Below are 19,971 nucleotides of genomic sequence, written 5' to 3' on the forward strand. Positions count from 1 at the left end.
CAGGATCACGATCGCCCCTGGCCCTCTGACCAGCAGGTAGCGCATCTTGCTTACGGCTATTACACTAGGGTAATTGTGGTAACTAGTGTAAGTGAGGATGCATTGACCAAGAAGATCTACTTCGACAAGAAGGCCCGCGGATACGTCAAGCATGCCTACGGCCACAGTTCCGGATTCATCAAGTTCTACGACCCCAGGTCCGGAGTCATCAAGACGGGCAAGCTGGCGGGTCTGCGGCGGGAGAAGAGCGCCGTGGCCAAGGCTGATCATCAGCATGTCCTGCTGTACGACAGCGGTGTTCTCATCGGCGGTGCTGAGATCGACGTGGTCGGATCGCTGCCGATCACAGGTGGCACCTATGTCGGGAGGATCGACAAGTCTCCCGACAGGGGCAACTGGACTGCAGCGGTGAAGAGCTGGGTTTCGTCTTTCCGGATCGCGGCCGAGACGGCGGATCTCAAGCAGCCTTCCGATGTCTCCATTGAGTTCACGATAAACCTGGCCGAGATCGACGCGGAGCTGACGGAAGTCACTGGGGTCGTGACGGACGAGATGAAGGCGGTCACGGTCCCTGAACGCTGGGTAAAGCGGTTGGAGATGAAGGGCCTCGCCGATTCTTCGTTAGTGAGATTTTCGCTGACATCGAGTCGTCCGGCCAATCTTGAGCTGTCTCCCGCCGATCTGGTGAAGGTACTCAAAGAGGTTCCGCGGGATGCGGCCGGTCATCGCCAACGGCCCAAGTTGAGCGCAGATGTTGTCGAGCTGGAGACAACTACCGGGCCTTTGGAGTACACCCTGCCGATCTCGCTGGAGCAAGACACCATTACCTCTATGGAGGTCTCGACCATCCTTTCCCAGCCGGGCAAGGTCAACCGTGCGATCGCTGGCAATCGTCGGAAGGAACACCGGCTTCTCGGACTGCCGCTCGGTAACACGTATCGGTACCCGGTGTTCCAATTCGAGTCCGACCGGAAGCGTATTAACCCAATCGTGGAGTACGCGAACCGCGAATTGGAATGCGACGACGACCCGTGGGGAACGTTGGACTGGTGGTTCTCGGAGAACGAGATGATCAGTGACGAGAGCCCGATCGATCGGCTCGTGGAGCAGCGTCTCACAGAGGAGGACGTCGATCGCATGGTCCGTTCCGAGCAGATCGGCATGGACTGACGTGAGACAGTACAACGGCAGGCAGCCGGAGACCTGGACCATCGAGGCGGGCACCGAGCTGCACCGGATCAGCGGCAGCGGGTCCTCGTACGATCCCAACTCCTTCAACATGACGGTCAAGGCGCTCGGCGATCCGGACCAGGGACGATTCGAGCCGATCGACAACTCGCACGGTGGATATCTGTATGTTGCCGAGACAATCGAAGGCGCTGTTGCGGAGGGCATTCTTCGCAACCAGAAGATACCGAAGAGCGGGTTAATTCGGGCGAAGCGAGTTGCTGGCAGGACGCACACCGTGATGGTGCTGAAGCACGACATCGAAGTGGCCGTGCTGATGGATGGCGAGCTACTCTCACTCAACCTCGATGGAGATCTGCTGAACTGCGGTAGTACCGGCTACGACGATTGCAGGTCGACCTGTCACGAGATCCTGTCCGTCGCAGACCACGTGGATGGAGTCGTGTATCGCTGCCGACATAACGGGAACGAGAAAGCGTTCATGCTGCTCGATCGGGGAAGTCTTAGTCCGGCGTCGCTCGATATCGTCAGCTCCGTCGACATCATGTCGGATCCGGACACGCTGTCCCAGATCAGCAAAGTACTGCTGGACACGTTTCGACTGCAGTTTGTTGCAGGCCCGGCGTCGGCCCGCGTGCGTCGGACGCACTGACGGGCCGGCACGTTCACGCGGAGTGTCGAGAATCGTCGGATGGAGATACGCGACCCCGCGCTGGACAACCAGCGCGGTGACAACCTCAGAGGCGATGTTGGTTACGAGTCTGGTCTTCGTGGGAGGTATCGGCTATAGGGCGGCAGCTCATTCGGTGATCGCCCGCAAGTTGTCGAGATGCTGTCGCATCGTTTCCCTGTGCTGATTACGCCAAGTTGCGATCGCGGGACCGTATTCGGTGATCGACATTCCCTGCGGATCGGGTGGTGGTGCGAGCTCGGCATGGATACCGTCGGGCTCCGGCGGGTGGTTAGGGTTACCGTCCCACTTCTCGAGTTGGAGGGCGAGGACACGGAGGTGTTTCGCCGATTCTTCAGCAATAAGGTTTGCGATACGACTGCGGGCGGCGAAGGCAGACACCGCGTGCCGTTCAGGACTGGCGATGCAGAGATCCTCGTACCCGAGAGCTCCATCAAGGCGAACTCTGAAGATCTCCGGGATGGAACGGGCAATCTCGACGGTGGAGCTGTCACCGGTCGTTTCTCGTAAGATCGCCAAAGCAGTACTCAGTCGCTGAAAGACCTCGTTTGCGCCTGTCCGAAACTCTCGCAGCGAGGTTGGTGAGTCACTGCTCGTGAAGGTTGCCGAAAGCGTGTCGAGTTCTGCCGCGCATTGTCGTGCCTCGGCAGCATATCGATGTGCAAAGTTGCGACGGCGCTCCTGATCGACGAGCTCTCGATCTTGGCGCAGCTGGGAGAGGAATGAGCGGTATGCGATGACGATCGCGGCGAGAGCAACCAAGAGAGGTATTCCGACATTCGCGAGCCAAGCGGCCGTCGCGATCTGAGACCACAGGCTTTGCGCGCTCTCGATGAACCACGACCACGCGCTGCTCGACTTATCCACTGCTCTATCCGATCACAGGAAGAGCTATGCCGCCGAGAATCTCTCAGCAGAGAAATGCGCAGAGTATGGCCCGGCCGTCAATCGGAAGTGAGCTGCGCGAGCTGCCTTGAGTGCGAGGTCAAACGTCAAAACAGAACCTCTTGATCCGGGCCGGGATCCGTCTTGGCGCGCAGCACGGCCTCTTCGTTGTAGCCGTACCGCAGTGCTTCCCGAATGGCGATCGAGCGGTCGACACGTGATCGCCCGCTTCCGTCGAGAAGTGTGTGCCCGGATAGCCGCCCGAGGGCGATCGCGAACCGGACGTTCTCTGAGTACGTCGACTGCACCAGATGTTTCGCGTGCACACGTACGCAGAGCGGCTCGTTGCACTTGTGCTCGCACACGACGCCGTCGTCCATCGGACCGTGCACCAGCTCCACCGAGAACCGGTGCGCGAGAACCGTCCGCTGACGGTTGTCGCGTTGGTAATTGAAGCGGCCGTACCCGTCCGGCGCGCTGATTGCTCCAGTCCAGTACCAGCACGTCGGGGACTTCACGACCTTCGACCAGAACAACGCGATCGCGCGCGCGTTCGGAGCAAGTGTCGAATCGACGGAACGTCGTCTGCGAGTGCCGGCCGGAACCTCAACGGAGCCGGTGCCGGTCCCGTCAGATCTTTCTGCAGGCCACAACCCTTGTTCGACTTCTTCAATCACCGATCACTCGATCCCGCGCTGTCCCGTCCGGTCCGATCGACCTTGCCGGTCCATATCGTTCATACCGACCCCGGCCACCACAGCGAGAGCCACAGGTCGATCACGCCCTGCCACACGGGCTGCAACCACGGGGCCACGTCGTAGAGGGTCATGGTCTAGCCTTCCGAAAGTTTCAGCCCCGGTCCGGGCCCTCACGCCGAGGCGAGGGCGGGCGCGTCGACCGGCGCGGGCTGAGCCTCGTCCTTGGTTTCCGTTGCGGGCGCAGGCTGCTCCGCGGCCGACGCCGAAGAGTTCGCGACGGTCGTTGCATCGGCGGACCGAGAGGCGGTGATGCCGGCCTTCTCCAGTTCGGCCGTCGACGACGCGATCAGTTCCTTCGCCTCCTTCTGGGAGACACCGAGAACGGTGGCGAGGTCGGCGTTCGATCCGCCGAAGGAGAACTGCACGATCGCCTCGGCGTACTCGAGTAGCAGTGCATCCTCGGACCCACGCTGCGAGTTGTGAAGCTCCGCGAGCTTGGTCTCCGTGTCCTTCTTGGTCTGCTCGATCTTCGCGGCGGTATCGGCTTTGAGCTTCTCGATCTTCTTCTCGAGGCCGCTCTGCAACGACTCGATCCGTCGGTCCCGCGCCGCGGCGACCGAGTCCCTCTCGCGGTCGAGGCGGGCGAGCTTCTCTGAGACCGAGTTCAGTGGCTTCGCCAAGCTCTCGATGCGCCTCTGATGTTCGAGCGCGCGTTGCCGTGCTGCCTTGACGTTCTCTTCGACGTTCTTGACGGTGTGCAGTCGGCGGGAGCGGATCGCCGCCGTTTCAGATGAGGTGGCCATGGCGCGAAGTGTATCGGCTCGGCACGCGCGGGGGCGGGCGCAACGCGGAGACAGCGATCTGTGAAATCAGATCCGAAGTGAATCGACACAGCCAACGTTCGAGCGAGCAACTACCTAACACCCCCGCCTCCGGCGAGTAGAAATCGAGCCTCACGGCGCCGTACAACTGTCCCTGCCTGCGGCAGGGACAAAATCTTTTACACACCTCTTGCACTAAAGGTGCCACCTGGCACAATGGTCGCCATGATGACCATCCACAAGCTCTCAGCTGGGGATGGATACACGTACCTGACGAATCACGTCGCTGCCGGCGACGCGACCGAGTCGAAAAAGGGCGACGTCATCGATTACTACAACGCCAAGGGCACCCCGCCCGGGCGTTGGTACGGGAAGGCAACGGCGCGTGCCGGAGTCGCCGTCGGCGACGTAGTCACCGAAAGCGCGATGCGCTCGTCGTTCGGTGCGGCGCGAACTCCGAACGCTTTTGCCACGATGCCGCCGGTCACGGCCTCGCAGAAGGAACGCTACGACTGGTCCGCCGCAACGGCGCTCGGGCGGCCGTTCAGCTGGTTCACCGCCTCCCAGGAATACGTCCATGAGGTCGTGGACCGCTGCAACGACTACAAGCGAGCAACGGGAAAGTTCCCCGAATCCGCGGCGAAGGACGCGATTAAGCGGGATGTCGCCATCCGCCATCTGAACAAGGCGAAGGGCGACAAGGCTGCTCTGCTTAGCGACGCAGAGGTAACCAAGTTCATCGCCGATAGCTACCGGAAGATGCGGCAGCCCGTCGCAGGCTATGACCTCGTCTTCACCCCAATGAAGTCGGTCTCGCTGCTGTGGGGGCTGGGCGATCCGCGCGTTAAGGCGATCATCGAGGCGGCGCACCGCCAGGCCGTCGACGAGACCTTGGGGTACGTCGAGGAAGATCTGACCTACACCCGGCGCGGCGCCGGAGGAACTCGGATGGTCAAGGCCGAGGGTCTGCTCATCGCCCGATTCGACCACTGGGACAACCGAGTCGGCGACCCGAACCTGCACACTCACTGCGCGGTCCTGAACCGGGTCTACGCGGAGGGTAAGTGGACCACCATCGACGGACGCATGTTCTACCGTGCGGCCGTCTCGGCGTCCGAGCGGTACAACACCCGAGTCGCGGATCTGGTAGCGCGCAACCTCGGCGTGAGCTTCGCGCCACGCGCCGACACCCCCGCCGGAAAGCAGCCGGTCTACGAAGTCGAAGGCATCCCACTCTCGCTGATCGAAGAGTTCTCGCGCCGTCAGGCCATCGTGGATCGGCAGGCGGAACTGGCCCGCGAATACACCGCCCGCCACGGCAAGAACCCGCCGAAGAAGGTCCAGTTCGCGCAAGCGCAGCAGGCAACGCTGGACACCCGCAACGCGAAGAACCCGCCCCGCTCGATGGCAGAACTTCGGGCCGAGTGGGACGAGCGGGCGCGCACAATCATCGTAGACACCTCACCCCAGCAGCTGGTGGAAGATGCGCAGACCGGTCACGACAACCGGCCTCCGTTCGGCCCCGCCGATCTCCCGGAACTGATCCGCAACGTCGAAGAAGACTTGTCCCGCAAGGTCGGAACCTGGACCGTCTACAGCCTCACCGCCGAGGTTCAGCGGCAAGCCCGAGCATTCAGCTTCGCCGACGACCTCGACCTGGACGTCTATGTCCGCGCGGCCGTCGACACCCTCGTGAAGAACCATTGCATCCCCGTGTTCACCGAGATCTACGTCGCCCCGGACAAGCTGTCCGAGACGATCGAGGGCGGCCTGGTTCGGCTGCACACCGTCGACCGCACCACCATGCGCTACACCTCCGAGTCGGTCCTCGCCGCTGAGTCATTCATGCGCAGCAAAGCCGACGCCGAGAGCGAACTGACCGTCGCGGATCGTGTCATCCGGCGCCAGATCCGGAAGATCGAGAAGGCAGTCGAGAAGGAATCGAAGATCAACGGGTTCCATCTCGGAACCGATCAGATCGCGATGATCGAGCACTTCCTCACCGCCAAGAAGACGGTCGCTGTAGCCGTCGGCGCCGCCGGCGCCGGAAAGACCACCGCCGCCAAAGTGGTCGCCCGCGCATGGGAGCAGACCAACGGCAAGGTCATCGCACTCGGCCCGTCCGCCCGCGCCGCGGAAGTTCTCGGATCGGAGATCGAGGTCGAGGGCCGCACTATCGCGGACATCCTGACCCGCGACAAGCACGGTGTCCCGACTGGGATCGATGCCGGCGACCTTCTTCTGGTGGACGAGGCCGGCATGGCATCGGCGCGAAACCTTGCCGACCTCACTCGAATCGCGGCGGACGCCGGGGCCGTGGTGCGGCTCCTCGGCGATCACCAGCAGTTGGCCTCAGTGGAGTCCGGCGGTGTTCTTCGCGATCTGGCCGAACGCACCTTTGCCCCGTTCCTGTCGAAGATCCACCGATTCCGCACCGAGGGCGAAGCCTCCGCGAGCCTGAGGCTCCGCGACGGCGACGAGAGCGCGATCGAGTGGTACAAGGAGAACAAACGCATCAAATCGGCCATGACCCACGAGCTCGCCGACAAAGTTTTCAACGCGTACGTCGCCGACGTCGAAGACGACGAGGTCACTCTCATGGTCGCCCCGACCAACGACCTGGTGCGCGAACTGAACCTGAAAGCCACCGCCTACTACCGGGACAACGGCACCGTCACCGGGCCCGGGATCGTGCTCGCCGATGGGCTCGAAGGTGCGGTCGGTGACGTCGTGGTCACCCGCAAGAACAACAGCAAGTACGTCGTGAAGGACGACAGGGGCAAACGCACCGGACGCGTCAACAACGGTGATCTGTGGACCATCGTCGAGATCGGCGCCGACGGCTCCCTGCGCCTGGAGAACCACGCCAGCGGCGGCCGCGTTGTCGTCGCCTCCGACTACATCGCCGAGAACGTCCAACTCGGCTATGCCGCCACGGTCCACCGGTCGCAGGGAATGACGGTCGGGTCCTGCCACGTCCTCACCTCCGCGGGGATGGACCGACAGGGCTTCTACGTCGCGATGACACGAGGCAAGAGCAAGAACATCGCCTACGCGGCCGAAGACGAACTCCCCGACTGGGACTTCGAGCACCTCCCCGAGGAGCACCCCGGCGCTCTCGGCGTGATCAAGGGGATCTTGGCCCGTGACGGATCGCAGCGCACCGCGCACCAGATGATCGAAGAGGCCCGCGCCCACGCCGAGTCATTCGACGCGATCAAGGGCGGCTACATCGCCGCAGTCAGTGCCCTGTACGAGGAACACACCGCCACCCTGCTGGACGAAATCCTCACCGACAAACAGTTCACCTGGGTCCACACATTCGGCGGCTGGGACAAGATCGTCGAGACCGTCGCACAGTCAGAGACATTCGGCTGGGACACCCGCCAGCTCCTCACCGATGCCGCCAATGTGATGCGGGCGGTCGGCAAGAATGGGAAGCTCGACGACGAGGAGAACACCCCCGGCAAGGTCATGGCCGCCGCGCTCGAGAAGGCAACCGCACCGGGAAAGCTGCCCCGTCGCCGCACCGACACGGTTGCCCGATACCGCGTTCCGTTCCTCTCCGACGCCGCGGCCGGCGAGGACAAGATTCTCGCCGCCTACGCCCGCCAGCACCAGGAGCAGATGCACGCCTACATCGACACCTACATCGAGAAGGCGATCGACTGCGGCGTGGAATGGGTCGCAGCACTCGGCGACCCAGGTACTGACCCGCGGAAGCAAGCCCTGTTCCACAGCGCCGCCAGTGAGGTCGCGGTCTCACGGATTCTGTGGAACGTAGGCGACGACGTTGCCGACCCGTTCGCATCATTGAATGAGGTCCGCACCGAGGCAGTGAAGAAGCAAGTCGAGCAGATCACCGCGCCACGCCAGGCGGCCAGTGTCTACTTGGCGTACGCCACCGACGAGCTGAACACCGCCGCCGCGGCCGCGCGCCGACGTATCTCCGACTCACGGCAGATGCTCGGATCGGCGAAGCACGCACTCGATCGTGCGACCACCGAATCGACCGCAGGCGCGGTCAATTCGGTCATCGCCGAGATCGAGGCCGAAGAGCAGAAGATCCTCGCGGTGCGCCGCGCCCGTGAGATCCATGATCGGATCCAGCGCGATCCCGCCGCCACCACCGCACAGATCGAACAGGCCCGCGCCGCACGGCAGGCCGCCGAAGCGGATGCGCCGTCCGAACGACGATGGGGTGCGATCGAAGCATCGGCGGCCGCGAACCGCGCCAACCACGGACGCCGCCAGCGGGCCGACCAGACGGACGAGCGGGTGCTCGGGCAGCTCCAGACGCGAATCGCGCGACTCGAAAAGTCGCTCGCCACCGACCGGAAGCGGCTCGCGCTCATCGAGGCAGAACAACGTCACCGGACCGACAACAGCGCTCGCGCACCCCAGCGCCGGACGGCACAGGTCAACGAGCAGCAGAACGATCCGCCCATCTACGAGCAAGATCCACCGCCCATCTACGAGCAGGAGCCACCGCCGCCCTACGACGAGGAACCGCCCTACGACGAGGAACACGATCGAGGCCCGGAGCTGTAGCCGAGCACTGAACATCCTCGCCGCTACCAGCGAGGGGGGAAACGAGGAGGAGAGACATGGCCGACATCGACCGATTCAGCGATGAGTACAGGCAATACATGGACGAGGAAGCCGAACGGAACTACGACTCCGAAGAGGTGACCGGGTACGAGGAGGAGCTCGAAGACCGCGAGGCCGGCATCCAACCGATCCCCGGCCAATCCAACGAATCCGTGGCGGCCGACGCGGGTTCACTCGAACCGCAAGAGCAACTCGATCGCGATCCATCCTGGCCAACAGGCGAAGACGGTGAACAGGTAGCCGCCGACGATCCGGACCGGTCAGACGACTACGCACACTCGCCGGCACTCACCAAAGAACCCGCACCCACCCGCACCCCTACACGAGCGGTCGACGACGGAGTACGTGTCGATCCCATCGCAGTGAGACAACGCGACAACCAGACGAAACGGTCGAAGCAGCGCGCCGCACCGCCGTCCAATCAGCGAGTGCACGACATCGCAGCGTTCCTGACCGACGTCGAGGAACGCCGTCGAACCGGTCAAAAGGTCGCACGCCCCAAACCGATCCGTGAGGTGTTGGGCGTCTACCGCGGGGCACCGATCGACCAGACCCGAATCCAGATCCTGGCCGCCGCCGCCGCGGCACGCCACCTCGAAGGCGCGGAGTCCGGCAACGCCCGACGCTTGAACAAGCTCGTCCAGGACAACGACGCACGGCTGCGCTCCCTGCGCGAGCACGAACGCCGAAACGCGGTCCTCTTCCACGCCACCAACGAGACAACGAAGGAAGAACTCGCCGCCGCCGATCAGGAGCGCATCGAGCGAGAGACGACCAACGATCGCCGCGTCTTCGACGCAGCATCCGCCGTCGCACTGGGATATGTCGCCGCGCGGGGGCTTCCCGCCTACGACCAGCTCGCCCAGCTTTCCGAAGCCCAGCTCGGTCCCATGCCCGAAGCTGCAGTGGAAGAATCTGCCGAGAAAGCACCCACCAGCGGGGGTCAATCGAAGGTCGACAAGACCAAGAGCGTGCTCGATTCCGTGGGACGAGGACTCGCCCAAGCAGCCGGACCAGTGGCCGGCGGCGACGACGTCGCCGCCAATCTCTCGCCGATCAACCTGACCCAGCTCAACGAAGAACTCGCGAACCTGGCCGCCAGCATTGCCCCCGCGATGAAGGCAGCCATGTCCAGCCACCCCCGATCCATCAAGGAACTCCTCAACGTCGAACAGCGGCCCGACGAAGAGAGCGAACTCGCCTTCGAGCAGGAACCGGAACTCGACCGCGAACACCGCCGAGACACCGCGCACTCGGTCTAGAGCGGCGGCTCCGAACAGAGAATGAGGTCGCCACCCCGCCGATCCGAGAACACTTCTCGGATCAGGGCGACAGGGAAACTTCCCCGTCGACCATGGCAGTGGGTAGCGACCTCTTTCTCGTCGCTCGGGCAGTGTAGTACCGCGCTACGACATGTCTCAGGTACCCGTCGAGATGGCCGAGCCGGGAGCGGGCGATCCGCGGCCGTCATCCACGGTAAAGCGTGTGGTCGGTGATTGGCCCCCGACCACACGACCTACTGAACACCGTCATCTCGCCGCATTCTTCCCGAGCGTGTGACCGTCGATCAGATCGGCGCGCAGATCCGGATACCGGTTAGTGGGGGACGGCGGCGCTTGTCTGAGAGACAACCCTCGGTAAGATTCAATCGGACTCCAGCCTGTGAACTTTCGTCATATGCGCGAGAATGCGACGTGCTGACTTCGCTCCTGCTGACGCAGGACCCCTCGACCGGACCCGCGCTTCCTCCCATGCCATGGAAGATTGAAATTGACCCAGGCACCAGCGAGCCGTGGCTGACTCAACCGGCCGCCACAGTCCTCGCCAGTGCCGGTGTCATATTGGCTGCTGTAATTGCATATTGGACTGCCCTCCGGAGCGGGAAGCAGAAAGAAAAGCACTTTCAGCAGTCGCATGAGTTGGCCGAAGTGCGCGGACTGCGAGACCGATTCACTACAATCGCTGGCCAGCTGGCCGACCCCTCCGCCGCGGTACGTACTGCGGGCGTCTACGCCATGGAAGCCCTTGCCGATGACTGGCTCCAACGCGGCCAAACCCGTGAAGTCCAGGCCTGCATCAACGTCCTGTGCAGCTACCTTCGTTTGCCCTACACACTCAGTGACCGAGACCATCACCAAACGAAACAGGTCATCCACCACCGGAATGCTGATCGCGAGGTAGAAGAACACCTTGAATACCGACAGGATGATGGCCAAGTTCGACAGAGCATCGTCCGCACCATCGTCGCTCATCTCCGGGACAACGCCTTGAGCAGTTGGAGCGAGTCGGATTACGACTTCACGGGTGCATATCTAGAGGACGCGGACTTCAAGGACGCAATCATTCGGGGCACAGTGTCGTTTCGAAGGGCGCAATTCACCGGTGGGGTGACATCGTTCGCGAACGCGCAATTCACCGGTGGGGTGACATCGTTTGAGAAGGCGCAATTCACCAGCGCGGACACATCGTTTGAGAACGCGCAATTCACCGGTGAGCTGACCTTCTTCGAGAAGGCGCAATTCACCAGCGCGGAGACCTCGTTTTCGAAGGCGCAGTTCAACGGCGTGTGGACCCGGTTCGACGAGGCGCTGTTCACCAGCGAGCTGACCTCATTTATCGCCGTGCAGTTCACCGGCGCGTGGACCCCTTTCATCGGGGCGCAATTCACCGGCGCGAGGACCATGTTCGATGGGGCGCGATTCGCCGGGAAGGTGGCCTGTTTCGATCGGACGCGGTTCACCGGTGAGCTGACTTCGTTTCTCGGCGCGCGGTTCAGCGGGAAGTACGCCTGGTTCGTCAGCGCGGAGTTCACGGGGAAGGAGACCTCGTTCCATGGAACGCGGTTCGCGGGCGAGCAGACCTCGTTCGAGAAGGCGCGGTTCAGTGGGAACCGCACGTGGTTTGACGGAGCGGAGTTCACGGGTACGAAAACCTCGTTCGACGGAGCGGAGTTCACGGGTACGAAAACCTCGTTCGACAGAGCGGAGTTCACAAGCGAGCAAACCTCGTTCGAGCGGCCAGCGGCATGGCAAAATTTGCACTTCGACTGGGACCGAGACGTCACCCTGAAACCCGCCACTGTTCGGCCTCACGAGTGGCCACCCACGCCTGCGCGGTAGGTGCGATACGGCATCACACTGGATTGGTGTCACGGCGCCGAGCCGATCCGGTCAATACAGGGAACTCGATCGCCAGGAAGCGGGGAGCAGCATCCGGCCCCGATCCGGCGGCCATGAACGGCAGACCATTTGGCCCAGCAGGTGGCGATCCGGTGGTAATGGTCGTGAATTTGACTTCCTTAGAGAATTCGAGAGGCTGGCGAGCTGCGTCAGAAAGTCAACGGTATGCCGATGCTTAGTCGGCGGTGATGACGGTGAACAGATCCGCTGGTACCGATTGGTGCGGAAGTTCCGGCCACCCTTGGAAGGAACCGTCGGCTTTGGCGTGGGACATTGGGCCGGTGTCTCCGTCGAGAATCACTCGCAGGTGTGGCTCGAGGTGGTGGATCCACCAGTTGGACATTGCTGAGGGTTTGTCGGATGCTCGGGCTTCTTCCCATGCGTACCACGCGGCCGTGAGCCGCCCCGCGACTTCGGGGTACAGCCACCAGCGCTCGTCCCACGCGAGGCCACCCTCACCACCTCCGGTCCCCATTTTTCTGCGGATGACCTTGGTGAACCACCCTTCGACCCACTCGACGACGCTGCCGTACATCGGCTCGATCTCGGCGAGCTCGCCATCCTCTTCGCCGGCCTCGACGTCCTCGAACTCGGCGTCTTCGTCCTCGGCGATCTCTTCCGTGTCTTCATCGGGGTCGAGGCTGGGATCGTCCCTGTCCACGGTGGGGTCGTTCTCATCCACGGCGTTCGGGTCGTAGTCGTACGGGTTCTCGTACCCCGTCTCGTCGTCGCTCTGCCACTCGTCCTCGGTTGCTGAGAGTTTGACCATCACTGCCTTCCTTCCGCGAAGAACTCGGACTCGAAGATGTCGTCGACCGCATCAGGTGCTGCGGCGATGCTCGTGGTCGGCGCGACGCCGCTCTGCTGAACGGGTAGCTCGATCAGTTCCTTGTCGGCTGCGACAGCGACGTGTGGAATCGGGCCGGTGGGTTCCTCTGACGCCTCCCGATCGGAGAATCCGACCGGGAGCGCCTTCTGCTCAACGCGGTCGGTGCTGGCCTTGTACTCGGCGAGGGACCGCGTGATGTCGTCGGCGAATGGTGTGTTGCCCCAGAAGTTCTTGCGGACCAGCAGCGGCTTGCTGCCGCCCATCGTGACGATGGCCCGAGTCTTCGGCAGAGCCTTGAGGTCGTCGACGGTGAGGATCTTCTCCCGTTGGTGCGACGCGCTGATAGTTGTTTGCCCACTGCCCAAGATGCCGCCGCTTCGGCTGCGGTTCTCGACCTCGACGAAATGGTCGCCGATCTCGTCGGACAGCGAGGCCAGGAACCCTCTGTCGTTGACGTTGCCGCCGTACCAGATCATGTTGGAGGCATCGACCATGGCGTCGTAGTTGGTCTCACCCCACACCTTCTTCGCCTGCGACGGTGACTGCAGGATGGTGATGAGGATGCATCCGCGGGATCCGAAGTGCGAGTACCACTCGGGGAGTTGCTGCAGCTTGCAGATGTTCGCGGCTTCGTCGAGAACCATGACCGCCGGGATCGGGACCCGCCCGTCGCTCTGTTGGGCGCCGTACTCCTGCAATGCGTCCCCGATGGCGCCGACCAAGGCTGTGGTGAGCGCGGATGCGGATCCGGCTCCCTTCTTGCTCATGGCGTAGACGGTATCGGTGCTGCGAATGACCTGGTCGATATCGAGTTCGGGCAGGTCGTGGACTTCACGGCCGGGGGTGACGAGGATCCGCCCATCGCTGTCCGTCCCGATCGTGATCCGAGTGTTCGGCAGGATCGCCTCTTCGTAGCGGGGCTCGTCCAGGGGTGCGAGGAATCGGCGCGCCATGTCGTAGAAGCCGTCGCGCTGTTTGGCGTTGACGCTCTGCTTGCTCTGCATGGTGTTCGCGAGATCGGCGTACCCGTTCTGGGCGAGCACCTTCACCGGGATCTGGGACTGTGTTTCGCGGAGCCAGTCCACCACGTGCCGAAGATCGCCGCCGGCGAGCGAGGCGGCGAGGAGGTAGGAGCCGAACAGGTCCCGGGCAGCACCGTCGAAGTAGGCGTCGACCCGGGCGTTGTCGTCGGTGGCGGCGGAGATGAAGTAGTCGCACACCACTCGCGCAGACGGCAGATCGTCGACGCGGCGCAGCGGGTTGAACCAGAAGGTTGCCTTCTCGCGCCGATTGCCGGTGGTCACACCTTCCAGGTCGAAGAGCCAGACCTTACCCATTTGTTTACGCAGGTACAGGGTGTGGGTGTAGATGTCGGGCTTGTTGGACGTGCCCAGGCAGAATCCGGGGGCGTAGCAGATGGCCGGAATCGCCAGGGTCGCCGACTTTCCCATTCGGGAGCCAGCGATCGCGACGCACACCCACTCCCACGGCATCCGAAGTTCGCGGTTCGATTTGACCGTGTTGCCCATGACGATGCCGCCATGACCGGGATGAGTCTCGCTGATCGTCGGTGCAAGCCGCCTCGTCTCGTCGGCGGCGGCCGCCGCGTCGGTCTGCTCGACGTCCCGCGGATCAGTCATGGAGTCGGCGTACTTGTCGATCCGCTTCTCCGCGCGCTTCTCCTGAATCTTTTCGAGCCGCCCCGTCTTCTTGAGCAGCCAGAACCCTCCGGCCGCGAGCGCCGCGATGACGACCACTTCCCCGATCAGTACAGCGGTCGCGCCACCCGGCCACGCCCGATTCCCCAAGCCCAGATCGAGAATCAGACCGAGGGGGTTCCACAAGATCTCCCCACCTCCACCGAGGTTGTAGGCGAATACGAGCAGGAAGGACGCGGGAACCGCTACGGCGATGGCTTTGAGCACCGCCATCTCCTTGTCTCCACTCACGGGGGGTCGGTCGCGACGCATTTCCGTCATGGTCGTTGTCCTTACTGGTAGCGAAAGTCGGTCAGACGCCAACCGTCGTCCGTGCGGGTGACGGTGGTGCGCCAGGTCTGTTCGGCGAGAGGGGTGCTCGACCCGGCGGTGTGCAGCACGGTCTGCAGGCAGCTGACGTCGATGACGACGGTCCGCATGCCCTCCGGAGCCGCTGGGGTGCTGTCGGCCTTGGTGCAGGAGGCGGTCAGTGCGTCACCGGCCTGCTGCCACGCCAGCCACTCCCGATCAGGCCGAAGCCCAGTCGCTGCACCGCTGTCGTTGTCGACGGTGGTCGCCAGTTCCCCACCCAACCAGGGGCGAGCACGGCGCAACGCATCGGACTTGCTCTCGTCGACTGCGGGCTGCCACGAGAGGATTGCCTGCATCGCCGTCACGGCCGTGCCGTCCGCGTCGAGGGCCGCCGGATCCAGGGGATCGATGTGCGCGTGATCGTCACTGCCCGAGGGCTCGTCCTCATCGCCGGATGAGCCGCAACCGGCCAACATCAACGTCGCGGACACCGCTCCCGCGATCAGCATCTTCCTCGAGAAACGTTTGGTCATACGCCCTTTCCTTCCGAGGCTGCAGGTGAGGAGCTGCCTACACTCACGAGTGACAAGGATGGACGTGGAGCCATTGAGCCGAGCCGAGGAGACGCCGCAGTGAAGGAGGCACCGCAATTGGCCCCCTCCGACATCTGCATCGACCAGTATGGGCATATCGATTTCGAGGCAGACGAGATGTCGAGTTGATGGTCTGGGAGGGCGCGTGATGAGCAAGGAGCCGACGAACCTGAATGGCAAGCCACTCAAGAAGAAGAGTCCGCTGAGGAAGCAGATCGATGAGGCTCGGAAGGTCACGCAGCGGAAGGTGGTCGGCGGCGGTCTCCCCGGGCACGGGAAGAGAAAGTGACGTAACGCTGTGCATTTCCCTCGACCGTTCGCAGTGGCCGGGGATCGCCTGCATTCTGTTACCTCGGAGTGCGAGATCCGGTTCATAAATACCTGTCACTGAGGGATTCCATCGCAGTAGAGGTGGCCAGAGTCCTTCGGGGAGGGCACGCACCAGGTTCCGAGGTAGGGGGGCCGAGGACCGCACGCTCCAGCCGGAGTGGAGAGCTGCCAGGCCGCCGAAGCGAAACGCCACCGCGAGCAGCGCCATGGGTTTCATCGGGAGTTCCTTTCCTGTGGGCGTGAAGTGGGCTGATCGGCCGAGATTCGCGAGGGAAGACTTCATCACCTTATTCTACGATAAGGGGTCTCTATGTAGAGTTGCTGGTTGGTCATTTGTTGATGGCGCGGTACTGAGCTTCGTTGGCGATGATCTTGTCGGCGTACGGGCGGGTCTGGACGATGTAGTCGGTCGACCCGTTCGGGAAGCCACCGGAGCTCTGGACTGCGCCTTCACCCGCGTTGTAGCCGGCGAGGTACAGCTCGGTGCGGCCGTTGGTTGCCTTGACCGATCCGTCGGCGATCCAGCCGTCGATCGTCTTCGCGATCGTGCACATGTAGGTGCCCTGCGCCATGACCGCATCGCCGATGCTGTTGATGTCGACGCGGCCGTCGCCGTCGTAGTCCTTGCCGTAGGTCGCCCACGTCCCCGGCATGAACTGTGCGGGACCACCGGCACCGGTGTTCGAGACCGGTGCATTGGCTCCGTACTGGAAGCCGTTCTCCGCCGCGAGCTGTGCCGCCAGGAGAGAGGGCTTGATCTGCGGGCACAGTGCGCCGGCTCGTTCGATCCATGGTGCGAACTCGGCGGGCACCGTACCGGCGGCGAGGGTGTCGCCGAGGCCTTCACCGGAGATGGTGCAGTCGGTGGCCGATTTGGTGGCCTGGCCGCTGCCGCCGGGCAGGGAACCCCACTGCGCGGTGGCTTCGTCGAATCCGCCGCCCTTGACGGTGATGTGGACGTGGTTGAAGTGGTTCTCGTTGTCGCTGCCCCGGTCCTCCATCTTGTTCGGCGTGCCACCGGCCGGGTAGTACGTCTGCCGCCAGATCGCGTAGTCGACGTGGAAGAAGTCGGCGTTCGCCATGACGTAGTCCAAGACCGCGTCGCCGGTCGCGACGCCGGTTCCGGAGTTGTAGTCCGGGATCATCGCGTCGACGGCCTGGCCGCTCGGGTGGTCGTTGAAGCCGCCGCCGTCGGCGCGCCATCCCCCGAGGGTGTCGAGGCGGTCCCCGAATTTCAGGTGCAGGGCCCGGATGAGGCGTTTGGTGTTGACCTGCATGTTCTGTTCGGACCCGGCCGAGGCCGGCAGGGCCTGCGCCAGGTCGGGGCCACCGGGCGCCGAGGGTGCCGGGCTCGGGGTGGCTGGTCCGGGCCTCTGTTCGCCCGGTGCAGGTGCGGAGTCGTACTGCGGTTTCGGATCGACGGCCGCGCCGCCGGTACGGCCACCCGGCCACGTCTCGAAGTGCAGGTGCGGGCCGGTCGATTCACCCCGGTTGCCGATGGTGGCGATCTGCTGGCCCGCGCGCACCTGCTGGCCAGATTCGACGAGGTAGGTGTCGACGTGCCCGTAGACGGTGGAGAACAGCTGCCCGTTGATCACATGGTCGAGAACAACCCACTGCCCGAAGCCGCTCGCTTCGCCTGCGTCGGCCACTGTGCCGTCGGCGGCCGCGTAGATCGGGGTCCCGATCGGACCGGCCAGGTCGATGCCCTTGTGCTGGGCACCATCGCGTTCACCGAATCCGGAGGTGAACGTCACCAGAGTCGGATCGACCGGCTTGATGAACGATCCTGCGGGGGCGATCATGTCGCCACCGATCACGGATGTGCCGCTACCGCCGAGGCAGTCCGTCGAGGCCTGCTCTTCCTCGTCCTGGAACAGGATGGCCAGCAGAACGATCAGTGACATCGGAATCCCGAGCACCAAGGCGAGCACCACGATCAGCAGTGAGTTGTTCTTCGATTCCATTACTGGGCCGCGCCCATCCCGCAGTCGGCCGGGGCGTACCGATTCACCAGGCGGCGATTGAGTTCCGTGGCGGCCGCGAGATCGGCGCGCAGCCGACTCACGACAGTCCACGACGGCTGCGGACGCTGACCGGATGCGTTGACCCAACTGCGCACCGCGGTCTCGGACACGTCGAGCTGCGCCGCCACCGCGGCGCAGGAGGCGGTGAACGAGTCACCGTCCTCGATGCACTTGATGGCCGTGGCCACCGCATCGGCCTTCGTCTCGTCGTCGACCACGCGGTAACGGCGGCGCGCGGGCGTCATGCGGCGAACCCCGTATGCTCCCGATCCTTGACGGCGGCATTCAAACGCTCGTCGGTGTTGTGGATACCCGACGCAAGTTCGGCCGGGGTCACCCACACCTTGAACGGCACACCGGGACGATCGCCCTCACCGAGTTTGAGCAGAAACTGCCCCGTACCGGCTGCAACCGGATTCGGGACCGGAGCCTGTTTCGCCACCGACACGATTCCGGCCTTCTCGGCCGCGAGACGGACCTTCTCCGCAGCCTGGCGCCGCCGCGCCGTCTTCTGGTCGATCGGGGAATTCAGATCTGCGGCATCCGACCAGTTCGTGAGCATGCTCTTCTCGATCTGCGAGAAGTGGATGACCTTCTCGAGACGCTCGATCTCCGCCGACGGAACCGGGCCGATGATGCGGGCGCGGCACCGTTCGATCAGTCCCAGAGCGCCCGCCTTCTCCAGCTCCTCGATCGAGTGGGTCACGAACGTGATCCCCACACCGACCACGCGCTGCAGACGCAGCAGCGCATCGATGCGCTCGGCCATCATCGGAAGAGCGAGGACCTGCCAAAGTTCGTCCATGAGCACGTTAAACGCGAGGTTCGGTCCCAAGCCTGCATCTGCTCGCACGTGAGCGGCTTCGATCGTCGCGAACGCCTCGTTCCACCCTGCGATCAGGACAGCGGCACGCATCATCTTGTCGTCCTGCGGGACGCTGGACATGTCCAGGCACATCGAGGGTGCCTCGACATCGAGGCGGACAGTCGACTGCCCGTTGAATACCTCCCCGAAGCGGCCCTTCACCATCGAACGCAGCGTTCGACGCAACCCCTGGATCGCGGCCCGATACTCCTCGTCGGTCTCGGCGACCGCGTCGTCCTTGAGCTCCTGACTGTTCGACGTCAGCAGGGCGATCAAGTCGTCGAGGATTGCGGGGTGCTCGGAGGTGAACCCCGCACCTCCCTGCGCTACCGAGGTGTAGAGCAGGCGAATCGCCGACGCGAGCAGCGTCTGCTCGAAGTCCTCGAGCCGCTTGCCGCGCACGATCTCACACAGCGCGGCGGTGATGTTCTCCTGGCGCGCATGCAGTGCGTATTGAGTCTGCTGACGTTGCAGTTCCAACTTCTGGCGCTCGAGCGTCAGCTCGTCCCGCAGCGCCGGGTCGTTCTCGAATTCGATGCGGTGGGCGAGTTCCTTGATCCGGCCGGAGAGCAGGTTGATCGCCACCCCGATCAGACCGGGATCGAGCGGGTTGATCCGGCCGATCCCGCCGTACCCGACCTCGGTGCACTGACCACCCACGGCCTCGGTCAGTTTCCGCCCGTCCGGCTTGACGTCGCCCGGCCACACCACGCGCACACCAGCGGCGATGTCGCCCAGGGCGATCCGGCGTAGCAACGTCGACTTACCGAAGCCGTTGAGAGCGATGATCATGCAGGCAGGAGCGGTGATCGCCTTCGCTTCCTTCGCCGACAGCGGGTCGAAGCACACCGGTGCATGCGGCGGTGCCAGGTGGTGGCCCAGCGGGGTTCCCAGCAGAGGGGCATTCGCTCCCACGACCCAGGGGTTGATTCCCGCCACCTGAATGTTGGTGCCACGAAACTCGACTGGGGGCAGGATCGCGCCCATCCGGCCACCGCCGACACCGGAGAAGCCACGCTCGTCCAGGGCATGAACCTCACGGTCGGACGAGTCGGAGCGGGCCCGCTCGTTCGCCGCGATATTCGCCCGCCGGTCGTACTGCCGCTTGACCAGTACGGACAGCACCTTCTTGCGGAAGAGGCTGGTCGCCGCTGCTTCACGGGCTTCCAGGCGTGCGAGGTCCTCGTCGGAGAGAACCTTGATATTCACCGCTTTGGGGGTCTTGGTCTTGGTCACTGTGTCCGC

15 protein-coding genes are annotated in these 19,971 nt (G+C 63.7%); 6 read left to right on the top strand and 9 right to left on the bottom strand.

From position 1 onward, the window contains the following. Positions 1-102: 102 nt before the first annotated feature. Both QM806_RS33760 and QM806_RS33765 read left to right on the top strand, forming a co-directional pair. Entirely contained in the window at positions 103-1,170 is a 1,068-nt protein-coding gene (locus tag QM806_RS33760; protein WP_283294218.1) for a hypothetical protein, read from the top strand. Between the two features lies 1 nt (position 1,171). Beyond that, complete coding sequence (locus QM806_RS33765; protein WP_283294220.1) at positions 1,172-1,840, top strand: RES family NAD+ phosphorylase; 669 nt, start codon at positions 1,172-1,174, stop codon at positions 1,838-1,840. Between the two features lie 147 nt (positions 1,841-1,987). Here QM806_RS33765 and QM806_RS33770 read toward each other — a convergent pair whose 3' ends face one another. From QM806_RS33770 to QM806_RS33780, 3 genes are all read right to left on the bottom strand, one after another. Further along, positions 1,988-2,746 (bottom strand): hypothetical protein, encoded by a 759-nt coding sequence (locus tag QM806_RS33770; RefSeq protein ID WP_283294222.1) that lies wholly within the window; start codon positions 2,744-2,746, stop codon positions 1,988-1,990. Between the two features lie 125 nt (positions 2,747-2,871). Further along, positions 2,872-3,282 carry an HNH endonuclease gene (locus QM806_RS33775; RefSeq protein WP_283294224.1) on the bottom strand — a complete coding sequence of 137 codons (411 nt, stop codon included), beginning with the start codon at positions 3,280-3,282 and terminating at the stop codon, positions 2,872-2,874. Positions 3,283-3,632: 350 nt separating this feature from the next. Next, positions 3,633-4,265: a hypothetical protein gene (locus tag QM806_RS33780; RefSeq protein ID WP_283294226.1), complete on the bottom strand. Its 633-nt coding sequence runs from the start codon at positions 4,263-4,265 to the stop codon at positions 3,633-3,635. 234 nt (positions 4,266-4,499) lie between these two features. Here QM806_RS33780 and mobF point away from each other — a divergent pair, with 234 nt between their 5' ends. From mobF to QM806_RS33795, 3 genes are all read left to right on the top strand, one after another. Continuing rightward, positions 4,500-8,834, top strand: coding sequence for a MobF family relaxase (gene mobF, locus QM806_RS33785; protein ID WP_283294228.1), 4,335 nt, complete (start codon positions 4,500-4,502; stop codon positions 8,832-8,834). A gap of 56 nt (positions 8,835-8,890) precedes the next feature. Next, entirely contained in the window at positions 8,891-10,156 is a 1,266-nt protein-coding gene (locus QM806_RS33790; protein ID WP_283294230.1) for a hypothetical protein, read from the top strand. A 432-nt stretch (positions 10,157-10,588) separates the two neighbouring features. Beyond that, positions 10,589-12,013, top strand: a complete 1,425-nt coding sequence (locus QM806_RS33795; RefSeq protein ID WP_283294232.1) for a pentapeptide repeat-containing protein — start codon at positions 10,589-10,591, stop codon at positions 12,011-12,013. A gap of 235 nt (positions 12,014-12,248) precedes the next feature. Here the strand turns inward: QM806_RS33795 and QM806_RS33800 are convergent, their stop codons facing one another. The 3 genes from QM806_RS33800 to QM806_RS33810 are packed head-to-tail and all read right to left on the bottom strand — an operon-like array spanning position 12,249 to position 15,444. After that, positions 12,249-12,842 (bottom strand): DUF4913 domain-containing protein, encoded by a 594-nt coding sequence (locus tag QM806_RS33800; protein ID WP_283294235.1) that lies wholly within the window; start codon positions 12,840-12,842, stop codon positions 12,249-12,251. Beyond that, on the bottom strand, positions 12,842-14,881 hold the full coding sequence (locus tag QM806_RS33805) for a type IV secretory system conjugative DNA transfer family protein (RefSeq protein ID WP_283294237.1): 2,040 nt from the start codon (positions 14,879-14,881) through the stop codon (positions 12,842-12,844). The genes QM806_RS33800 and QM806_RS33805 overlap by 1 nt, the downstream gene beginning before the upstream one ends. A gap of 11 nt (positions 14,882-14,892) precedes the next feature. Then, positions 14,893-15,444 (bottom strand): hypothetical protein, encoded by a 552-nt coding sequence (locus QM806_RS33810; RefSeq protein WP_283294239.1) that lies wholly within the window; start codon positions 15,442-15,444, stop codon positions 14,893-14,895. Positions 15,445-15,649: 205 nt separating this feature from the next. Between QM806_RS33810 and QM806_RS33815 the strand changes: the two genes are divergently transcribed. Next, positions 15,650-15,793 carry a hypothetical protein gene (locus tag QM806_RS33815; protein ID WP_283294241.1) on the top strand — a complete coding sequence of 48 codons (144 nt, stop codon included), beginning with the start codon at positions 15,650-15,652 and terminating at the stop codon, positions 15,791-15,793. A 370-nt stretch (positions 15,794-16,163) separates the two neighbouring features. On the opposite strand, the gene QM806_RS33820 is transcribed toward QM806_RS33815, so the two are convergent. Genes QM806_RS33820 through QM806_RS33830 form a run of 3 tightly spaced genes read right to left on the bottom strand, consistent with a single transcriptional unit; the run spans position 16,164 to position 19,962 of the window. Further along, on the bottom strand, positions 16,164-17,801 hold the full coding sequence (locus QM806_RS33820; protein WP_283294243.1) for a peptidoglycan DD-metalloendopeptidase family protein: 1,638 nt from the start codon (positions 17,799-17,801) through the stop codon (positions 16,164-16,166). Continuing rightward, positions 17,801-18,106, bottom strand: a complete 306-nt coding sequence (locus QM806_RS33825; RefSeq protein WP_283294245.1) for a hypothetical protein — start codon at positions 18,104-18,106, stop codon at positions 17,801-17,803. Before QM806_RS33825 ends, QM806_RS33820 begins: the two co-directional genes overlap by 1 nt. Further along, positions 18,103-19,962 carry a putative type IV secretion/conjugal transfer ATPase gene (locus tag QM806_RS33830; RefSeq protein WP_283294246.1) on the bottom strand — a complete coding sequence of 620 codons (1,860 nt, stop codon included), beginning with the start codon at positions 19,960-19,962 and terminating at the stop codon, positions 18,103-18,105. The genes QM806_RS33825 and QM806_RS33830 overlap by 4 nt, the downstream gene beginning before the upstream one ends. Positions 19,963-19,971 lie beyond the last annotated feature (9 nt).

The organism is Rhodococcus sp. IEGM 1351, from assembly GCF_030056875.1.
GTDB classification, from domain to species: Bacteria; Actinomycetota; Actinomycetes; order Mycobacteriales; family Mycobacteriaceae; genus Rhodococcus_F; species Rhodococcus_F opacus.

Excerpts from the sequence above, each read along its gene's own strand:
- QM806_RS33790 (WP_283294230.1), top strand. The coding sequence starts at position 8,891 with ATGGCCGACATCGACCGATTCAGCGATGAGTACAGGCAATACATGGAC.
- QM806_RS33810 (WP_283294239.1), bottom strand. The coding sequence starts at position 15,444 with ATGACCAAACGTTTCTCGAGGAAGATGCTGATCGCGGGAGCGGTGTCC.
- QM806_RS33780 (WP_283294226.1), bottom strand. The coding sequence starts at position 4,265 with ATGGCCACCTCATCTGAAACGGCGGCGATCCGCTCCCGCCGACTGCAC.
- QM806_RS33800 (WP_283294235.1), bottom strand. The coding sequence starts at position 12,842 with ATGGTCAAACTCTCAGCAACCGAGGACGAGTGGCAGAGCGACGACGAG.
- QM806_RS33805 (WP_283294237.1), bottom strand. The coding sequence starts at position 14,881 with ATGACGGAAATGCGTCGCGACCGACCCCCCGTGAGTGGAGACAAGGAG.
- QM806_RS33820 (WP_283294243.1), bottom strand. The coding sequence starts at position 17,801 with ATGGAATCGAAGAACAACTCACTGCTGATCGTGGTGCTCGCCTTGGTG.
- mobF (WP_283294228.1), top strand. The coding sequence starts at position 4,500 with ATGGTCGCCATGATGACCATCCACAAGCTCTCAGCTGGGGATGGATAC.
- QM806_RS33825 (WP_283294245.1), bottom strand. The coding sequence starts at position 18,106 with ATGACGCCCGCGCGCCGCCGTTACCGCGTGGTCGACGACGAGACGAAG.